Origin of the sequence: Candidatus Mycolicibacterium alkanivorans (assembly GCF_022760805.1) — a bacterium.
Classification (GTDB): domain Bacteria; phylum Actinomycetota; class Actinomycetes; order Mycobacteriales; family Mycobacteriaceae; genus Mycobacterium; species Mycobacterium alkanivorans.
The window spans coordinates 4,010,794-4,026,825 of the sequence record NZ_JAIVFL010000001.1 but is presented as its reverse complement, the minus strand read 5'-3'; the positions used below and the strand labels follow the sequence as shown (position 1 = coordinate 4,026,825).

The 16,032-nt window shown below is 66.3% G+C and carries 13 protein-coding genes; 11 read left to right on the top strand and 2 right to left on the bottom strand.

Annotated elements, in window-relative coordinates:
- The first annotated feature begins 3 nt into the window (after positions 1-3).
- From K9U37_RS19735 to K9U37_RS19720, 4 genes are all read left to right on the top strand, one after another.
- Complete coding sequence (locus tag K9U37_RS19735) at positions 4-3,960, top strand: DNA-directed RNA polymerase subunit beta' (RefSeq protein ID WP_243073140.1); 3,957 nt, start codon at positions 4-6, stop codon at positions 3,958-3,960.
- A gap of 116 nt (positions 3,961-4,076) precedes the next feature.
- A complete protein-coding gene (locus K9U37_RS19730; protein ID WP_243073480.1) occupies positions 4,077-4,958 on the top strand; it encodes a type IV toxin-antitoxin system AbiEi family antitoxin domain-containing protein in 882 nt (293 codons plus the stop codon).
- An 88-nt stretch (positions 4,959-5,046) separates the two neighbouring features.
- Positions 5,047-5,802 (top strand): deoxyribonuclease IV, encoded by a 756-nt coding sequence (locus tag K9U37_RS19725; RefSeq protein WP_243073139.1) that lies wholly within the window; start codon positions 5,047-5,049, stop codon positions 5,800-5,802.
- A gap of 17 nt (positions 5,803-5,819) precedes the next feature.
- Positions 5,820-6,068 (top strand): hypothetical protein, encoded by a 249-nt coding sequence (locus tag K9U37_RS19720; RefSeq protein ID WP_243073503.1) that lies wholly within the window; start codon positions 5,820-5,822, stop codon positions 6,066-6,068.
- A gap of 35 nt (positions 6,069-6,103) precedes the next feature.
- Here the strand turns inward: K9U37_RS19720 and K9U37_RS19715 are convergent, their stop codons facing one another.
- On the bottom strand, positions 6,104-6,817 hold the full coding sequence (locus K9U37_RS19715; protein WP_243073138.1) for a hypothetical protein: 714 nt from the start codon (positions 6,815-6,817) through the stop codon (positions 6,104-6,106).
- A 560-nt stretch (positions 6,818-7,377) separates the two neighbouring features.
- Here K9U37_RS19715 and purU point away from each other — a divergent pair.
- The 3 genes from purU to K9U37_RS19700 all read left to right on the top strand — a co-directional run bounded on the left by purU (position 7,378) and on the right by K9U37_RS19700 (position 10,754).
- On the top strand, positions 7,378-8,307 hold the full coding sequence (gene purU, locus K9U37_RS19710; protein WP_243073137.1) for a formyltetrahydrofolate deformylase: 930 nt from the start codon (positions 7,378-7,380) through the stop codon (positions 8,305-8,307).
- Positions 8,308-8,536: 229 nt separating this feature from the next.
- Positions 8,537-9,022 (top strand): hypothetical protein, encoded by a 486-nt coding sequence (locus K9U37_RS19705; protein ID WP_243073136.1) that lies wholly within the window; start codon positions 8,537-8,539, stop codon positions 9,020-9,022.
- 103 nt (positions 9,023-9,125) lie between these two features.
- On the top strand, positions 9,126-10,754 hold the full coding sequence (locus tag K9U37_RS19700; RefSeq protein ID WP_243073135.1) for an acyl-CoA dehydrogenase family protein: 1,629 nt from the start codon (positions 9,126-9,128) through the stop codon (positions 10,752-10,754).
- A gap of 101 nt (positions 10,755-10,855) precedes the next feature.
- On the opposite strand, the gene K9U37_RS19695 is transcribed toward K9U37_RS19700, so the two are convergent.
- Entirely contained in the window at positions 10,856-11,257 is a 402-nt protein-coding gene (locus K9U37_RS19695; RefSeq protein WP_243073134.1) for a DUF3060 domain-containing protein, read from the bottom strand.
- 446 nt (positions 11,258-11,703) lie between these two features.
- Here K9U37_RS19695 and rpsL point away from each other — a divergent pair, with 446 nt between their 5' ends.
- The 4 genes from rpsL (at position 11,704) to tuf (ending at position 16,014) form a co-directional block, all read left to right on the top strand.
- On the top strand, positions 11,704-12,078 hold the full coding sequence (rpsL, locus tag K9U37_RS19690) for a 30S ribosomal protein S12 (protein ID WP_007167812.1): 375 nt from the start codon (positions 11,704-11,706) through the stop codon (positions 12,076-12,078).
- The gene (gene rpsG, locus K9U37_RS19685) at positions 12,078-12,548 is read left to right on the top strand and encodes a 30S ribosomal protein S7 (RefSeq protein ID WP_057166992.1); all 471 of its coding nucleotides are present in this window, start codon (positions 12,078-12,080) and stop codon (positions 12,546-12,548) included. Before rpsL ends, rpsG begins: the two co-directional genes overlap by 1 nt.
- A gap of 90 nt (positions 12,549-12,638) precedes the next feature.
- Complete coding sequence (fusA, locus tag K9U37_RS19680; protein ID WP_243073133.1) at positions 12,639-14,741, top strand: elongation factor G; 2,103 nt, start codon at positions 12,639-12,641, stop codon at positions 14,739-14,741.
- Positions 14,742-14,823: 82 nt separating this feature from the next.
- Positions 14,824-16,014, top strand: coding sequence for an elongation factor Tu (gene tuf, locus K9U37_RS19675; protein ID WP_243073132.1), 1,191 nt, complete (start codon positions 14,824-14,826; stop codon positions 16,012-16,014).
- Positions 16,015-16,032 lie beyond the last annotated feature (18 nt).

The window sequence follows — 16,032 nt, the reverse complement described above, 5'->3', positions numbered from 1 at the left end:
TACGTGCTAGACGTCAACTTCTTCGATGAACTCCGGATCGGTCTCGCGACCGCGGACGACATCCGTACCTGGTCCTTTGGCGAGGTCAAGAAGCCGGAGACCATCAACTACCGCACGCTGAAGCCGGAGAAGGACGGGCTGTTCTGCGAGAAGATCTTCGGACCGACTCGCGACTGGGAGTGCTACTGCGGCAAGTACAAGCGCGTCCGCTTCAAGGGCATCATCTGCGAGCGCTGCGGCGTCGAGGTCACTCGCGCCAAGGTGCGCCGCGAGCGGATGGGCCACATCGAGCTGGCCGCTCCCGTCACGCACATCTGGTACTTCAAGGGCGTTCCGTCGCGCCTCGGCTACCTGCTCGACTTGGCCCCGAAGGATCTCGAGAAGATCATCTACTTCGCGGCCTACGTGATCACCGCGGTCGACAACGAGATGCGCCACAACGAGCTCTCCACTCTCGAAGCCGAGATGGTGGTCGAGAAGAAGGCCGTCGCCGATCAGCGTGACGCCGACCTGGAGGCCCGCGCCCAGAAGCTCGAGGCCGACCTGGCCGAGCTGGAGGCCGAGGGCGCCAAGTCCGACGTGCGCCGCAAGGTGCGCGACGGCGGCGAGCGCGAGATGCGTCAGATGCGCGACCGGGCCCAGCGTGAGCTGGACCGGCTCGACGAGGTCTGGAGCACCTTCACCAAGCTGGCTCCCAAGCAGCTCATCGTCGACGAGAATCTCTACCGCGAGCTCGTCGACCGCTACGGCGAGTACTTCCAGGGCTCGATGGGCGCGGAGTCGATCAAGAAGCTCATCGAGAACTTCGACATCGACGCCGAGGCCGAATCGCTGCGCGAGGTCATCCGAAGTGGCAAGGGGCAGAAGAAACTTCGTGCCCTCAAGCGCCTGAAAGTCGTCGCCGCGTTCCAGCAGTCGGGCAACTCGCCGATGGGCATGGTGCTCGACGCGGTGCCGGTGATCCCGCCGGAGCTGCGCCCGATGGTTCAGCTCGACGGTGGCCGCTTCGCCACCAGCGACCTCAACGACCTGTACCGCCGCGTGATCAACCGCAACAACCGGCTCAAGAGGCTGATTGACCTCGGCGCGCCCGAGATCATCGTCAACAACGAGAAGCGGATGCTTCAGGAGTCGGTGGACGCGCTGTTCGACAACGGCCGTCGTGGCCGTCCGGTCACCGGACCGGGCAACCGCCCGCTGAAGTCGCTGTCCGATCTGCTCAAGGGCAAGCAGGGCCGGTTCCGCCAGAACCTGCTGGGCAAGCGCGTCGACTACTCGGGCCGTTCGGTCATCGTGGTCGGCCCGCAGCTCAAGCTGCACCAGTGCGGTCTGCCCAAGCTGATGGCGCTGGAGCTGTTCAAGCCGTTCGTGATGAAGCGCCTGGTCGACCAGAACCACGCGCAGAACATCAAGAGCGCCAAGCGGATGGTCGAGCGTCAGCGTCCGCAGGTGTGGGACGTGCTCGAAGAGGTCATCGCCGAGCACCCGGTTCTGCTGAACCGCGCGCCCACGCTGCACCGCCTCGGTATCCAGGCCTTCGAGCCGATGCTGGTGGAGGGCAAGGCCATTCAGCTGCACCCGCTGGTGTGCGAGGCGTTCAACGCCGACTTCGACGGCGACCAGATGGCGGTTCACCTGCCGCTGAGCGCCGAGGCGCAGGCCGAGGCCCGCGTGCTGATGCTGTCGTCGAACAACATCCTGTCGCCGGCGTCGGGCAAGCCGCTGGCCATGCCCCGTCTGGACATGGTCACCGGGCTGTACTTCCTGACCACGCATGTCGCCGGCAGCGCCGGCCAGTACGCGCCGGCCGGCACGGACGCCCCGGAGAGCGGTGTGTACAGCTCGCCGGCCGAGGCCATCATGGCGATGGACCGCGGTGTGCTCAGTGTCCGTGCTCAGATCAAGGTGCGCCTGACGCAGCTGCGTCCGCCGCACGAGGTCGAGAACGAGCTGTTCGGCGAGAACGGCTGGCGCCCGGGCAATGCCTGGATCGCGGAGACCACGCTGGGCCGGGTGCTCTTCAATGAGCTTCTGCCGCAGGGGTATCCGTTCGTCAACGAGCAGATGCACAAGAAGGTCCAGGCCCGGATCATCAACGATCTGGCCGAGCGCTACCCGATGATCGTGGTCGCGCAGACCGTCGACAAGCTCAAGGACGCGGGCTTCTACTGGGCCACCCGTTCGGGTGTCACCGTGTCGATGGCCGACGTCATCGTGCCGCCGGAGAAGCAGGAGATCCTCGAGCGTTACGAGGCCGAAGCCGACAGCATCGAGAAGAAGTACCAGCGCGGTGCCCTCAACCACCAGGAGCGCAACGACGCTTTGGTGGAGCTGTGGAAGGAAGCCACCGAAGAGGTCGGTAAGGCGCTGCGGGCGCACTACCCGAATGACAACCCGATCATCACGATCGTGGACTCCGGGGCGACGGGTAACTTCACCCAGACCCGCACGCTGGCCGGCATGAAGGGTCTGGTGACCAACCCGAAGGGTGAGTTCATCCCGCGGCCGATCAAGTCCTCGTTCCGTGAGGGCCTGACGGTGCTGGAGTACTTCATCAACACCCACGGCGCCCGAAAAGGCTTGGCGGACACCGCTCTTCGTACCGCCGACTCGGGCTACCTGACCCGTCGTCTGGTGGACGTCAGCCAGGACGTGATCGTGCGCGAGCACGACTGCGGCACCGAGCGTGGCATCCTCGTCGATTTGGCGGAGCGCCAGGCCGACGGCACCCTGCTGCGTGACCCGCACGTCGAGACCTCGGCATACGCCCGCACGCTGGCCGCCGACGCGGTCGACGAGCAGGGCAACGTCGTGGTCGTGGCCGGCCACGACCTGGGCGACCCGGCGATCGACGCGCTGCTCGGGGCCGGCATCTCGCAGGTCAAGGTCCGCTCGGTGCTCACCTGCGCCAGCGCATCCGGTGTGTGCGCGATGTGCTACGGCCGTTCGATGGCCACCGGCAAGCTGGTGGACATCGGCGAGGCGGTCGGCATCGTGGCCGCGCAGTCCATCGGTGAGCCCGGCACGCAGCTGACCATGCGTACCTTCCACCAGGGTGGTGTCACCGGTGGCGCCGACATCGTCGGTGGTCTGCCCCGTGTGCAGGAGCTGTTCGAGGCGCGCGTTCCACGGAACCGCGCACCGATCGCCGATGTCGCCGGGCGGGTGCAGCTGGAGGAGACCGACAAGTTCTACAAGATCACCATCGTTCCCGACGACGGGAGCGAGGAGGTCGTGTACGACAAGCTGTCCAAGCGTCAGCGTCTGCGCGTGTTCAAGCACGAGGACGGGACCGAGCGGCTGCTTGTCGACGGCGACCACGTCGAGGTGGGCCAGCAGCTCATGGAGGGCTCGGCCGACCCGCACGAGGTGCTGCGTGTCGAGGGCCCGCGCAAGGTGCAGATCCACCTGGTCAAAGAGGTCCAGGAGGTGTACCGGGCGCAGGGTGTGTCGATCCACGACAAGCACATCGAGGTCATCGTCCGGCAGATGCTGCGGCGCGTGACGATCATCGACTCGGGCGCAACGGAATTCCTGCCCGGCTCGCTGACCGAGCGCGGCGAGTTCGAGGCCGAGAACCGTCGGGTGGTGGCCGAGGGCGCCGAGCCCGCGGCCGGCCGTCCGGTGCTGATGGGTATCACCAAGGCGTCGTTGGCCACCGATTCGTGGCTGTCGGCGGCGTCGTTCCAGGAGACCACTCGAGTGCTGACCGATGCGGCGATCAACTGCCGCAGCGACAAGCTCCAGGGTCTGAAGGAGAACGTGATCATCGGCAAGCTGATCCCGGCCGGTACCGGTATCAACCGCTACCGCGACATCCAGGTGCAGCCGACCGAAGAGGCGCGGGCCGCCGCGTACACGATCCCGTCGTATGAGGATCAGTACTACAGCCCGGACTTCGGCCAGGCCACCGGTGCCGCGGTGCCGCTGGACGACTACGGCTACAGCGACTACCGCTAGCGCGAGCAGACGCAAAAGTCCCCGCACGCACGGCGTGTCGGGGACTTTTGCGTCTGCTCACCGGGTGTCCACAGCGGTGAATTGGCGGCGAGCAGACGCGCGTGGAGCATCGCGGGATGTTCATCGACGACGTGTTCGCCGCCAACGGTGGGCTGGCGACGACTGCTCAACTGCTGGCCGTGATGTCACGCAAGTCGATTGCCGGCCACGTGCGGGCCGGCGCGATGGTTCGGGTGTGGCACGGCGTGTACGCGCTGGAACAGCCAAGCGTGATCGGCCGGCTGGCGGGGCTGGAGCTCATGACCGGCAGGCCGGCTGTCGCATGCATGAGCACCGCCGCGAAGCTCTACGGTTTCGACACCGAAAACGACGACCGCATTCACGTGTTGGACCCCGGCATTCGCTTGCGCCCGACAGCGGGGCTGAGGGTGCATCAACGCACGGGTGCGCCGCTGCGCCGGATCGCCGGCCGCCTTGCGACCGCGCCGGCGTGGACCGCTGTGGAGACCGCGCGAGCGCTGCGACGTCCTCGAGCTGTCGCCACCCTGGACGCGGCACTGCGATGTGGCGCCTGCACCAAGGTTGAGTTGGAAGCCGCAGCGCGCGAGCAGAAGGGACGGCGCGGGATCGTCAACGTCCGAAACCTCCTGCCGCACGCGGATGGTCGGTCCGAGTCGGCGATGGAAAGCGAAGCGCGACTGGTGTTCATCGACGGTGGGCTGCCTCCGACCGAGATTCAGTACCAGATCGTTGATCACTATGGCGACCTCTGGCGGGCCGATTTCGCGTGGCCGGAGGCGATGGTCGCAGCCGAGTACGACAGCATGGAGTGGCACGCCAATCCGACGGCGTGGAAGCGCGATCACATCAAGACCAGCCGACTGCAGGAATGCGGATGGGAGTTGGTTCGCTTTGTCGTCGACGATGTGCGCCGACAGCCGGTCGAGCTTGTGCATCGGGTCGCGAGCCGGATCAACGCCGCACGACTTGTCAGCTGAGCAGACGCAAAAGTCCCCGCACGCACGGCGTGTCGGGGACTTTTGCGTCTGCTCGCCCGAGGACATGGCCACGCCTAAACTGGGGCGCGTGCTCATCGGTTCCCATGTCCGCTCCGACGACCCGCTATTGGGCGCGGCGGCCGACGACGCCGACGCGGTGCAGTTCTTCCTCGGCGACCCGCAGAGCTGGAAGAAGCCCACGCCGCGCGAGGACGCCGACGTGCTGCGCCGCTCGCCGATCCCGCTGTACGTGCATGCGCCGTATCTGATCAACGTGGCCTCGGCCAACAACCGGGTGCGCATCCCGAGCCGCAAGATCCTGCAGGACACCTGCGACGCCGCCGCCGAGATCGGCGCGACGGCGGTGATCGTGCACGGCGGGCACGCCGACGACAACGACATGGAGGCCGGCTTCGAGCGCTGGGTCAAGGCGCTGGCGCAGCTGGAGACCGACGTCCCGGTATACCTGGAGAACACCGCCGGCGGTGACCATGCGATGGCCCGCCTCTTCGACACCATCGCCCGGCTGTGGGAGCGCATCGGCGACACCGGCATCGGGTTCTGCCTGGACACCTGCCACGCCTGGGCCGCCGGCGAGGAGCTGCTCGACGCCGTCGAGCGCATCAAGGCCATCACCGGCCGTATCGACCTGGTGCACTGCAACGACTCCCGCGACGCCCAGGGCTCCGGCGCCGACCGGCACGCCAATTTCGGTGCGGGACAGATTGATCCGCAGCTTCTGGTCGCCGTGGTCACCGCAGCCGGCGCCCCGGTGATCTGTGAGACGGCCGACGAGGGCCGCAAGGACGACATCGCCTTCCTCCGCGACAACGTCCCCGGCTGACCGTGCGGGCCCGAGTCGTGACCGGCCACAAATGGTTCACCTCGGCGGCGATGAGCGACATCTTCCTGGTGCTGGCCCAGGCGCCGGGCGGCCTGAGCTGTTTCATGCTGCCAAGGGTCCTGCCCGACGGCACCCGCACACCGCTGGCCGCGGCTGCGCGCCGGAGCCCGGCGGCACCGACATCGCCCCGCATGCCGACCAGGCCTTCCCTTACTGCCGTCGTGGGGTTCACAGCGGCGGAAGCGGAGATGTGCTCACGCCACTAGCGCGGATTTCCACGCAGGAGATTCGACGCAACTTTTCAGCTGAATTCGAAGCGTAGGGTTCGGTTGTCCCACCAGGGGACTGGGGTGTCTTGGGGGAGGTCGGCTTTGCGGAGGACGGGGCTGTAGGCGCGGCGGTCGAGGCGGACGGTGATGGTGTCGGCGCTGGTGGTGATGGTGCCGGGGGTTTCGAGGAAGCGGCGTTGCAGCACGTCGGGGGTGACGGTGGCGTAGCCGGGTAGGCGGGCGCGGAGCGCGGCGATGAGGGCTTGGGCGAGCACGCAGAGCATGATGTCGAGGTCGACGTTGAGGTTGACCGCCGAGGACAGCGCGTCGGCGTGGAAGGCCTGGATGATCTCGGCGAGGCGTTGTTCGATGGTCATGCGCCGCGCGTAGTGAGTGATCAGGGTCTTGGCCGTGTGTTCGGCGGCCAGCCGGGCGGAGATCTCGTAGGTGGACAACCCTTCCCGGCGCAGCTCGATCACCCGCCCGCGCACGCGGTCCTTGGCCGGCGCCGACCCCGGCACCCGGCCCGGTTTGCGGGGCGGGGTGAACAGCGTCAGCTTCCCGTTGCGGTAGTCGCGCACCAGGTTGATCATCGCCCACCGGGTGTAACCGAACCGGTCCCCGGCCTCGGCGTGGGACAGCCCGTCGACGAAGAACGCGCGCAGCGCCTCATAGCGGCGGTGGTTCACCTGCTCCGGCGCGGTGAACGCCGACGCCTCATCGTGTTGTGCTGATTTCGCTGGCACAACCCTGTTCTACCAGTTCCACCTATTGGCGAAGCGAGCACGGCGGGGATCATCGAAAGTGTTGTGCTGCAGCAATTCTCGTGATAGATGGGTGGATCGCTTGACAGGAAATCCGAAGATCACGACACGATAACGATCTGATCAAATCGCAGTGCAGCAGCTATATCGGAGCAACATAACCGAGCGGAGACATGCCCGGATCACACAAATCCCCAGGTCAGCTGCCTGCACCCGCCGCGAGAGATTGCCCCGAATCAGCTACGCGGAAATCCGCGCTAGTGGTCCAGGTGTCGGCGGTGGCGATTACGCGCGGTCGCGCGGCCGGGAAACTGGTCCGCTTCTGAAGTCCTCGCGCCGAGGCGCGCGCTGGGAGGCGCGCGCTGGGCGATTCGCCCGTGTCTGTCGGCAACGTCCGTGTTCGAGGCGAGAATGGTCGCACGCGGGCGCGGGGTGCGGATACCGGCAGCCCGCGGTGGTGGCGTCGGCGGAGGCAAGGCCGGCTGATTACACTGCCAAAGCGCAGCGCGAAATCCGCTGCGTGCGGGAATTGAGGTGAGGTCATGATCGGCAGGACCGAGGTTGACGTCCGCGGCGCCCACGCCGGCGAGTATCCGCTGGGCCATACGACCCTACCGACGAAAGACATTGGTCGCCTGTTGCTGCGTTGCGCCGACCGGCCGGGGCTCGTCGCCGCGGTCAGCACGTTCCTGGCCGCCGCCGGGGCCAACATCGTCTCGCTGGATCAGCACTCGACGCGGCAAAGCGGCGGAACGTTCATGCAGCGCACCATTTTTCATCTTCCCGGGCTGAGCGCCGCGCGTGACACAATGGAGCGCGACTTCGCCGACCAGGTCGCGACACCGTTCGGCATGGACTTCCGCCTCAGCGAGGCCGCCAAGCCCAAACGAGTCGCCGTCATGGCATCCAAGGAAGACCACTGCCTGCTTGATTTGCTGTGGCGCAACCGGCGTGGGGAGTTGGACATGTCGGTGGCGATGGTGATCGCGAACCATCCCGACCTCGCCGACGACGTTCGCCCGTTCGGGGTGCCATTCCTCTATGTGCCGGCGCACAAGGACATTCGCGACGAAGCCGAGCGACGCCAGCTCGACCTGCTGCGGGGAAACGTCGACCTGGTGGTGTTGGCGCGCTACATGCAGATCTTGACTCCGGGTTTCATCGACCAGGTCGGCTGCCCGCTGATCAACATCCACCACTCCTTTCTGCCCGCGTTCATCGGTGCCGCACCGTATCGCCGGGCCAAGGAGCGCGGGGTCAAGCTGGTGGGTGCCACCGCACACTATGTGACCGAGAATCTCGACGAGGGCCCGATCATCGAGCAGGACGTGGTGCGAGTCGATCACCGCCACAGCGTGGACGATCTCGTCCGGCTGGGCGCCGATGTGGAGCGCGCGGTGCTGTCGCGGGCGGTGCTCTGGCATTGCGAAGATCGCGTGATCCGATACGGCAACCAGACCATCTGTTTCTGAATCCACCAGCGATCTGGCCTCGTGGGACGGGATCGCTGAGGCCGCTGAGTTGATGTCTCGGCTGTTCACTCGAGAATCTGTGCCCCGGTTGATCTTTCGGCTACGTCCTGTGCATTCAGGGCAAATTCGCGGGGGGATCGGCCGAGTACTATTCGGGCCCATGACGAATACACCAGAGGAACCACGCGGTCGCTTCCCAGCTTCGGCCGAAACGCCGATGCCGCGACAGGTGTTCCCCGAAGCGGTGCCGGTATCGCGCAATGTGTCCGGATGGGTGGCGGCAGCGGCGCTGCTGCTCGCGTTGGCCGCCACTGGTCTGGCCGTTTGGGCGCTGGTGAAACCGCCGTCCGAAGCTGCCGAGATGGTCGTCCAGCAGCCCGGCGATCCCAAGACGCGCGTGTGCGACGCTTTCGACACGGTGGCAAGCGCGGTGAAGCTGCAAACCCACGCAGACGCGGGTCGCGATCAGGCCGCCGTGCAGGCGGTGGCCGCCAACGCTCGGCTGGCGCTGCTGGGTGGCGGCATGTACTTGCAGGGCCGGCTCAGTCCGGACACGCCGCCGGAATTGGCCGATCCCGTTCGCTTATTTGCCAAGAACCTGCAGGAAATCGGGATCAATGCGCTGGCCGGGGCGCCGAACTCCGATCCGGTCCAGGCCGGCCGGCTGCGCGACGGTGAGGACCTCAGCGCAAAAATCGTGGGCTTGTGTCAGTAGTGGGCTGCACAGCGATCTGACGACGCGGCAGCCCGGCCACCCGTTCCAGGCAAACCCTGTTACGCATCTTGTGCGGGTCGTCAAAAAACTGTAACAGTGAAGAATGTCGGATACCCATATCGTCACCAACCAGGTCCCGCCCCTGGAGAACCACAACCCCGCGACCGCACCGGTCCTCGTTGAGGCCCTCATCCGGGAGGGCGGCCGGTGGGGCCTCGAGGAGGTCACCGACCTCGGCGCCCTTTCAGGCAGCGCCCAGGCCCAGCGCTGGGGAGAGCTGGCCGACCGCAACGTCCCGATCCTGCACACCCACGACCGCTACGGCCACCGCGTCGACGAGATCGAGTACGACCCCGCCTACCACGAGCTGATGCGCACTGCGATCGCCCACGGCCTGCACGCCGCCCCATGGGCTGACGACCGGCCCGGCGCCCACGTGGTCCGCGCGGCCAAGATGTCGGTCTGGACCTGCGAGCCCGGCCACGTCTGCCCGATCTCGATGACCTACGCCGTCGTCCCCGCCCTGCGGCACAACGCCGACCTCGCCAAGGTCTACGAGCCCCTGCTGACCAGCCGCGACTACGACCCCGAGCTGAAACCGGCCACCGCCAAGGCCGGCATCACCGCGGGGATGTCTATGACCGAGAAGCAGGGCGGGTCCGACGTCCGGGCCGGCACCACACAGGCCGTCCCCGCCGGCGACGGCAGCTACCGCCTGACCGGCCACAAGTGGTTCACCTCCGCGGCCATGAGCGACATCTTCCTGGTGCTCGCGCAGGCGCCGGGCGGGCTGTCGTGTTTCCTGCTCCCGCGCGTGCTTCCCGACGGCAGCCGCAACCGGATGTTCATCCAACGGCTCAAGGACAAGCTGGGCAACCACGCCAATGCCTCCAGCGAGATCGAGTACGACGGCGCTGTGGCGTGGCTGGTCGGCGAGGAGGGACGCGGCGTGCCCACCATCATCGAGATGGTCAACCTCACCCGCCTGGACTGCACACTGGGCAGCGCCACCAGCATGCGCAGCGGGCTGACCCGGGCCGTGCACCACGCCCAGCACCGAAAGGCGTTCGGCGCCTACCTGATCGACCAGCCGCTGATGCGCAACGTGCTCGCCGACCTCGCCGTCGAGGCCGAGGCGGCCACCATCGTCGCGATGCGGATGGCCGGCGCCACCGACGCCGCTGTCCGCGGCGACGAACGCGAGACGTTGCTGCGCCGCATCGGCCTGGCTGCCGCCAAGTACTGGGTGTGCAAACGCGCCACCCCGCATGCCGGCGAAGCCATGGAGTGTCTGGGCGGTAACGGCTATGCCGAGGAGTCCGGCATGCCGCGCCTCTACCGGGAGGCGCCGCTGATGGGTATCTGGGAGGGCTCGGGCAACGTCAGCGCATTGGATGCGTTGCGCGCCATGGCAACCCGGCCGGAGTGCGTCGGTGTGCTCTTCGACGAACTGGCCACCACCGCCGGCCAGGATGCACGCCTCGACTCGCACGTGGCCGAGTTGCGGGCGGAGCTGGAGAACCTCGACGCCATCGAGTACCGCGCGCGCAAGATCGCCGAGGACATCACCCTGGCCCTGCAGGGTTCGCTGCTGGTGCGCCACGGGCATCCCGCCGTCGCCGAGGCGTTCCTGGCCACCCGGCTGGGCGGCAACTGGGGCGGTGCGTTCGGAACCCTGCCGGCCGGGCTGGACCTCGCGCCGATCATCGAACGCTGCCTGGTGAAGGGATGACGGCCACCCAGTTCATCGCCGAGCAGACGCAAACGTCCCCGACACGCCGGTATTTTGGGGACGTTTGCGTCTGCTCGCGAGGGGAGATTTGGTGCGCTGACTCAGCCCTTGTTGAGGGTGTTGCCCGAGCCGAGGTTGTTGACCTTCGGCTCACCACTCTTATAGGTGACGGTGTTGTTAAGGCCGACGACGGAGAGTTCCTTGTCGATCTTGTCGAAGGTGATCTTGTTGTCCGCGCCGCCGATGTTCACCGACGCGCAGGACCCCGTGACCGTGAGGGTGTTGTTCGAGCCGCCGACGTTGAGCGACTTGCCGTCGGCGCAGTCGATCTCGGCCGTGGTGCCGAACGAGCCGTAGTTGATGGTGTTGCCCACTTCCACCTGGGCGCCGGACTTGCCGGCTGTGGCGGTCGGGGAGGTGGTGTCGCTGCTGTTGGATCCGCAGCCCGCCAGGGCGAGAGCGGCGAGCAGGCCGATGCCGGCGATCAACGTGGGGGAGTGCATCCGTATCCGTCCTTCGGTGTCAACCCGGAACCCGGTCCCAGCCGTAGACCGTGATGTCGTTGACGACGTTATCGGCGATCGCCGTGTTTGACGACCCCTGGGTGGTCACGGCCCGTACCGGTGATCCCCGCCGTCGGTGCGGCCACGTGGCGGACGGTTGGGGAACCGGCGCCGGCATTGGCGCGTTGACCTGCGGTAAGGCCCCGTGCACCGAGTTTGGAGGGGCGTGCCGAGCCTGGTATTGTGGAGGCTCGTGCCTGGCCGACAGGGGCGCAAGCGGGGACGCACGCGCGCACGCCGGGCCAATTCGCATGTCCAGTATGCATCGGATTCAACGGATGCGCGGTGTGTGCGACACGCCCGGTCGCGGGGTACGCGCCGGGGCGAAAACTGCAGTACAGAGACTTGGAAACGCCGAAAGACGACGAGAGACAGAAAGCCGGTACATGCCAACCATTCAGCAGCTGGTCCGCAAGGGTCGCCGCGACAAGATCGCCAAGGTGAAAACCGCGGCCCTCAAGGGCAGCCCGCAGCGCCGCGGCGTGTGCACCCGCGTGTACACCACCACCCCGAAGAAGCCGAACTCGGCGCTTCGCAAGGTCGCGCGCGTCAAGCTGACCAGCCAGGTCGAGGTCACCGCCTACATCCCGGGTGAGGGCCACAACCTGCAGGAGCACTCCATGGTGCTGGTGCGTGGTGGTCGTGTGAAGGACCTCCCCGGCGTTCGCTACAAGATCATCCGCGGCTCGCTCGACACCCAGGGCGTCAAGAACCGCAAGCAAGCGCGCAGCCGTTACGGCGCGAAGAAGGAGAAGAGCTGATGCCGCGCAAGGGCCCCGCTCCCAAGCGTCCTCTCGTCAACGACCCGGTCTACGGGTCCCAGCTGGTCACCCAGCTGGTCAACAAAGTCCTGCTCGACGGGAAGAAGTCGCTGGCTGAGCGCATTGTTTACGGTGCGCTCGAACAGGCCCGCGACAAGACCGGAACCGATCCGGTCGTCACCCTGAAGCGCGCACTGGACAACGTCAAGCCGGCCCTGGAGGTCCGCAGCCGTCGCGTCGGCGGCGCCACCTACCAGGTTCCGGTCGAGGTTCGTCCGGAGCGCTCGACCACGCTGGCCCTGCGCTGGCTGGTCAGCTTCTCCAAGGCACGCCGCGAAAAGACGATGGTCGAGCGGTTGGCGAACGAGATCCTCGACGCCAGCAACGGCCTGGGTGCCGCCGTCAAGCGACGCGAGGACACCCACAAGATGGCCGAGGCGAACCGGGCCTTCGCGCACTACCGCTGGTGACACCGGGCGCCCGGCCCTAGGGCTCGGACGTCTCGGTGCGCCGGGCGCACCTGACAGCATTCACGCAAGCGAAAGAGTGGGAAGACTTCTGTGGCACAGGACGTGCTGACCGACCTGAACAAGGTCCGCAACATCGGCATCATGGCTCACATCGACGCCGGTAAGACCACGACGACCGAGCGCATCCTCTACTACACCGGGATCAGCTACAAGATCGGCGAGGTCCACGACGGCGCCGCCACGATGGACTGGATGGAGCAGGAGCAGGAGCGGGGTATCACCATCACCTCGGCTGCGACCACCTGCTTCTGGAACGACAACCAGATCAACATCATCGACACCCCCGGCCACGTCGACTTCACCGTCGAGGTGGAGCGCAGCCTGCGCGTGCTCGACGGTGCCGTTGCCGTGTTCGACGGCAAAGAGGGTGTCGAGCCGCAGTCCGAGCAGGTCTGGCGGCAGGCCGACAAGTACGACGTCCCGCGCATCTGCTTCGTCAACAAGATGGACAAGATCGGCGCCGACTTCTACTTCTCGGTCAAGACGATGGAGGACCGCCTCGGCGCCCGCGTCATCCCGATCCAACTGCCGATCGGCTCCGAGGGTGACTTCGAGGGCGTCGTCGACCTGGTCGAGATGAAGGCCAAGGTGTGGCGCGGCGAGACCAAGCTCGGCGAGAAGTACGACGTCGTCGACATCCCGGACGACCTCAAGGAGAAGGCCGAGGAGTATCGCACCAAGCTGCTCGAGGCCGTCGCCGAGACCGACGAGGCCCTGCTGGAGAAGTATTTCGGCGGCGAGGCACTCACCATCGACGAGGTCAAGGGTGCGCTGCGCGAGCTGACCATCACCTCGCAGGCCTACCCGGTGTTGTGCGGCAGCGCGTTCAAGAACAAGGGCGTGCAGCCCATGCTGGACGCGGTCATCGACTACCTGCCCTCGCCGCTGGACGTGCCGCCGGCCGTCGGCCACGCGCCGGGCAAGGAGGACGTCGAGGTCATCCGCAAGCCGTCGGTCGACGAGCCGTTCTCGGCGCTGGCCTTCAAGGTGGCCACCCACCCGTTCTTCGGCAAGCTCACCTACGTCCGGGTGTACTCCGGCAAGGTCGACTCCGGCGCCCAGGTCGTCAACTCCACCAAGGGCAAGAAGGAGCGGCTGGGCAAGCTGTTCCAGATGCACTCCAACAAGGAGAACCCGGTCGAGACCGCGGCCGCCGGACACATCTACGCCGTGATCGGCCTGAAGGACACCACCACCGGCGACACGCTGTGCGACCCGAACAGCCAGGTCGTGCTGGAGTCGATGACCTTCCCGGATCCGGTCATCGAGGTGGCCATCGAGCCCAAGACCAAGAGCGACCAGGAGAAGCTGAGCCTGGCCATCCAGAAGCTCGCCGAGGAGGATCCGACCTTCAAGGTGCATCAGGACAACGAAACCGGCCAGACCGTGATCGGCGGCATGGGCGAGTTGCACCTGGACATCCTGGTGGACCGCATGCGCCGCGAATTCAAGGTCGAGGCCAACGTCGGCAAGCCGCAGGTGGCCTACAAGGAGACCATCAAGCGGGCGGTCGACAAGGTCGAGTTCACCCACAAGAAGCAGACGGGTGGCTCCGGCCAGTTCGCGAAGGTTCTCATCGCCCTCGAGCCCTTCACGGGCGAGGACGGCGCGACCTACGAGTTCGAGAACAAGGTCACCGGTGGCCGCATCCCGCGCGAGTACATCCCATCGGTGGACGCCGGTGCGCAGGACGCCATGCAGTACGGCGTGCTGGCCGGCTACCCGCTGGTGAACATGAAGGTGATCCTGCTCGACGGCGCGTACCACGACGTCGACTCCTCGGAGATGGCCTTCAAGATCGCCGGTTCGCAGGTGCTGAAAAAGGCTGCCGCACAGGCGCAACCGGTCATCCTCGAGCCCATCATGGCCGTCGAGGTCACCACGCCCGAGGACTATATGGGCGACGTGATCGGCGATTTGAACTCCCGCCGTGGTCAGATCCAGGCCATGGAGGAGCGGGGCGGTGCACGGGTCGTCAAGGCGCAGGTGCCGCTGTCGGAGATGTTCGGCTATGTCGGCGACCTTCGGTCGAAGACCCAGGGCCGGGCGAACTACTCCATGGTGTTCGACTCGTACGCCGAAGTTCCGGCGAACGTGTCGAAGGAGATCATCGCCAAGGCGACCGGGCAATAACCCCGGACGCGTTGGCGGACCACACAACTGAAATACAACAACCTGCTTCACAAGCACCAACACAGTCCAGGAGGACACACAAGTGGCGAAGGCGAAGTTCGAGCGGACGAAGCCGCACGTCAACATCGGGACCATCGGTCACGTTGACCACGGCAAGACCACGCTGACCGCAGCGATCACCAAGGTTCTGCACGACAAGTTCCCCGAGTTGAACGAGTCGCGTGCATTCGACCAGATCGACAACGCGCCCGAGGAGCGTCAGCGCGGTATCACCATCAACATCTCCCACGTGGAGTACCAGACCGAGAAGCGTCACTACGCGCACGTCGACGCCCCTGGTCACGCCGACTACATCAAGAACATGATCACCGGTGCCGCCCAGATGGACGGCGCGATCCTGGTGGTCGCCGCCACCGATGGCCCGATGCCGCAGACCCGTGAGCATGTGCTGCTGGCCCGTCAGGTTGGTGTGCCCTACATCCTGGTGGCGCTGAACAAGTCCGACATGGTCGACGACGAGGAACTCCTGGAGCTCGTCGAGATGGAGGTCCGCGAACTGCTGGCCGCCCAGGAGTTCGACGAGGACGCCCCGGTGATCCGGGTGTCGGCGCTGAAGGCCCTCGAGGGTGATCCGAAGTGGGTCAAGAGTGTCGAGGACCTGATGGACGCTGTCGACGAGTCGATCCCGGACCCGGTCCGCGATACCGAGAAGCCGTTCCTCATGCCCGTCGAGGACGTCTTCACCATCACCGGCCGCGGCACCGTGGTGACCGGTCGCGTCGAGCGTGGCGTGATCAACGTCAACGAAGAGGTCGAGATCGTCGGCATCCGCCCGGGCATCACCAAGACCACGGTCACCGGTGTGGAGATGTTCCGCAAGCTGCTCGACCAGGGTCAGGCCGGCGACAACGTCGGTCTGCTGGTGCGCGGTGTCAAGCGTGAGGACGTCGAGCGCGGCCAGGTCATCGTGAAGCCCGGCACCACCACCCCGCACACCGAGTTCGAGGGCAGCGTCTACATCCTGTCCAAGGACGAGGGCGGTCGGCACACGCCGTTCTTCAACAACTACCGCCCGCAGTTCTACTTCCGCACCACCGACGTGACCGGCGTTGTCACGCTTCCGGAGGGTACGGAGATGGTCATGCCCGGCGACAACACCGACATCTCGGTGAAGCTGATCCAGCCCGTCGCCATGGACGAGGGTCTGCGCTTCGCGATCCGCGAGGGCGGCCGCACCGTCGGCGCCGGCCGGGTTACCAAGATCGTCAAGTGATCTAGTCGGACGGTTAGA

What these genes read in the sequence shown, in the direction of transcription:
- rpsG (WP_057166992.1), top strand. Translation starts at nt 12,078, where the DNA reads ATGCCGCGCAAGGGCCCCGCTCCCAAGCGTCCTCTCGTCAACGACCCG.
- rpsL (WP_007167812.1), top strand. Translation starts at nt 11,704, where the DNA reads ATGCCAACCATTCAGCAGCTGGTCCGCAAGGGTCGCCGCGACAAGATC.
- K9U37_RS19700 (WP_243073135.1), top strand. Translation starts at nt 9,126, where the DNA reads ATGTCGGATACCCATATCGTCACCAACCAGGTCCCGCCCCTGGAGAAC.
- K9U37_RS19730 (WP_243073480.1), top strand. Translation starts at nt 4,077, where the DNA reads ATGTTCATCGACGACGTGTTCGCCGCCAACGGTGGGCTGGCGACGACT.
- purU (WP_243073137.1), top strand. Translation starts at nt 7,378, where the DNA reads ATGATCGGCAGGACCGAGGTTGACGTCCGCGGCGCCCACGCCGGCGAG.
- K9U37_RS19695 (WP_243073134.1), bottom strand. Translation starts at nt 11,257, where the DNA reads ATGCACTCCCCCACGTTGATCGCCGGCATCGGCCTGCTCGCCGCTCTC.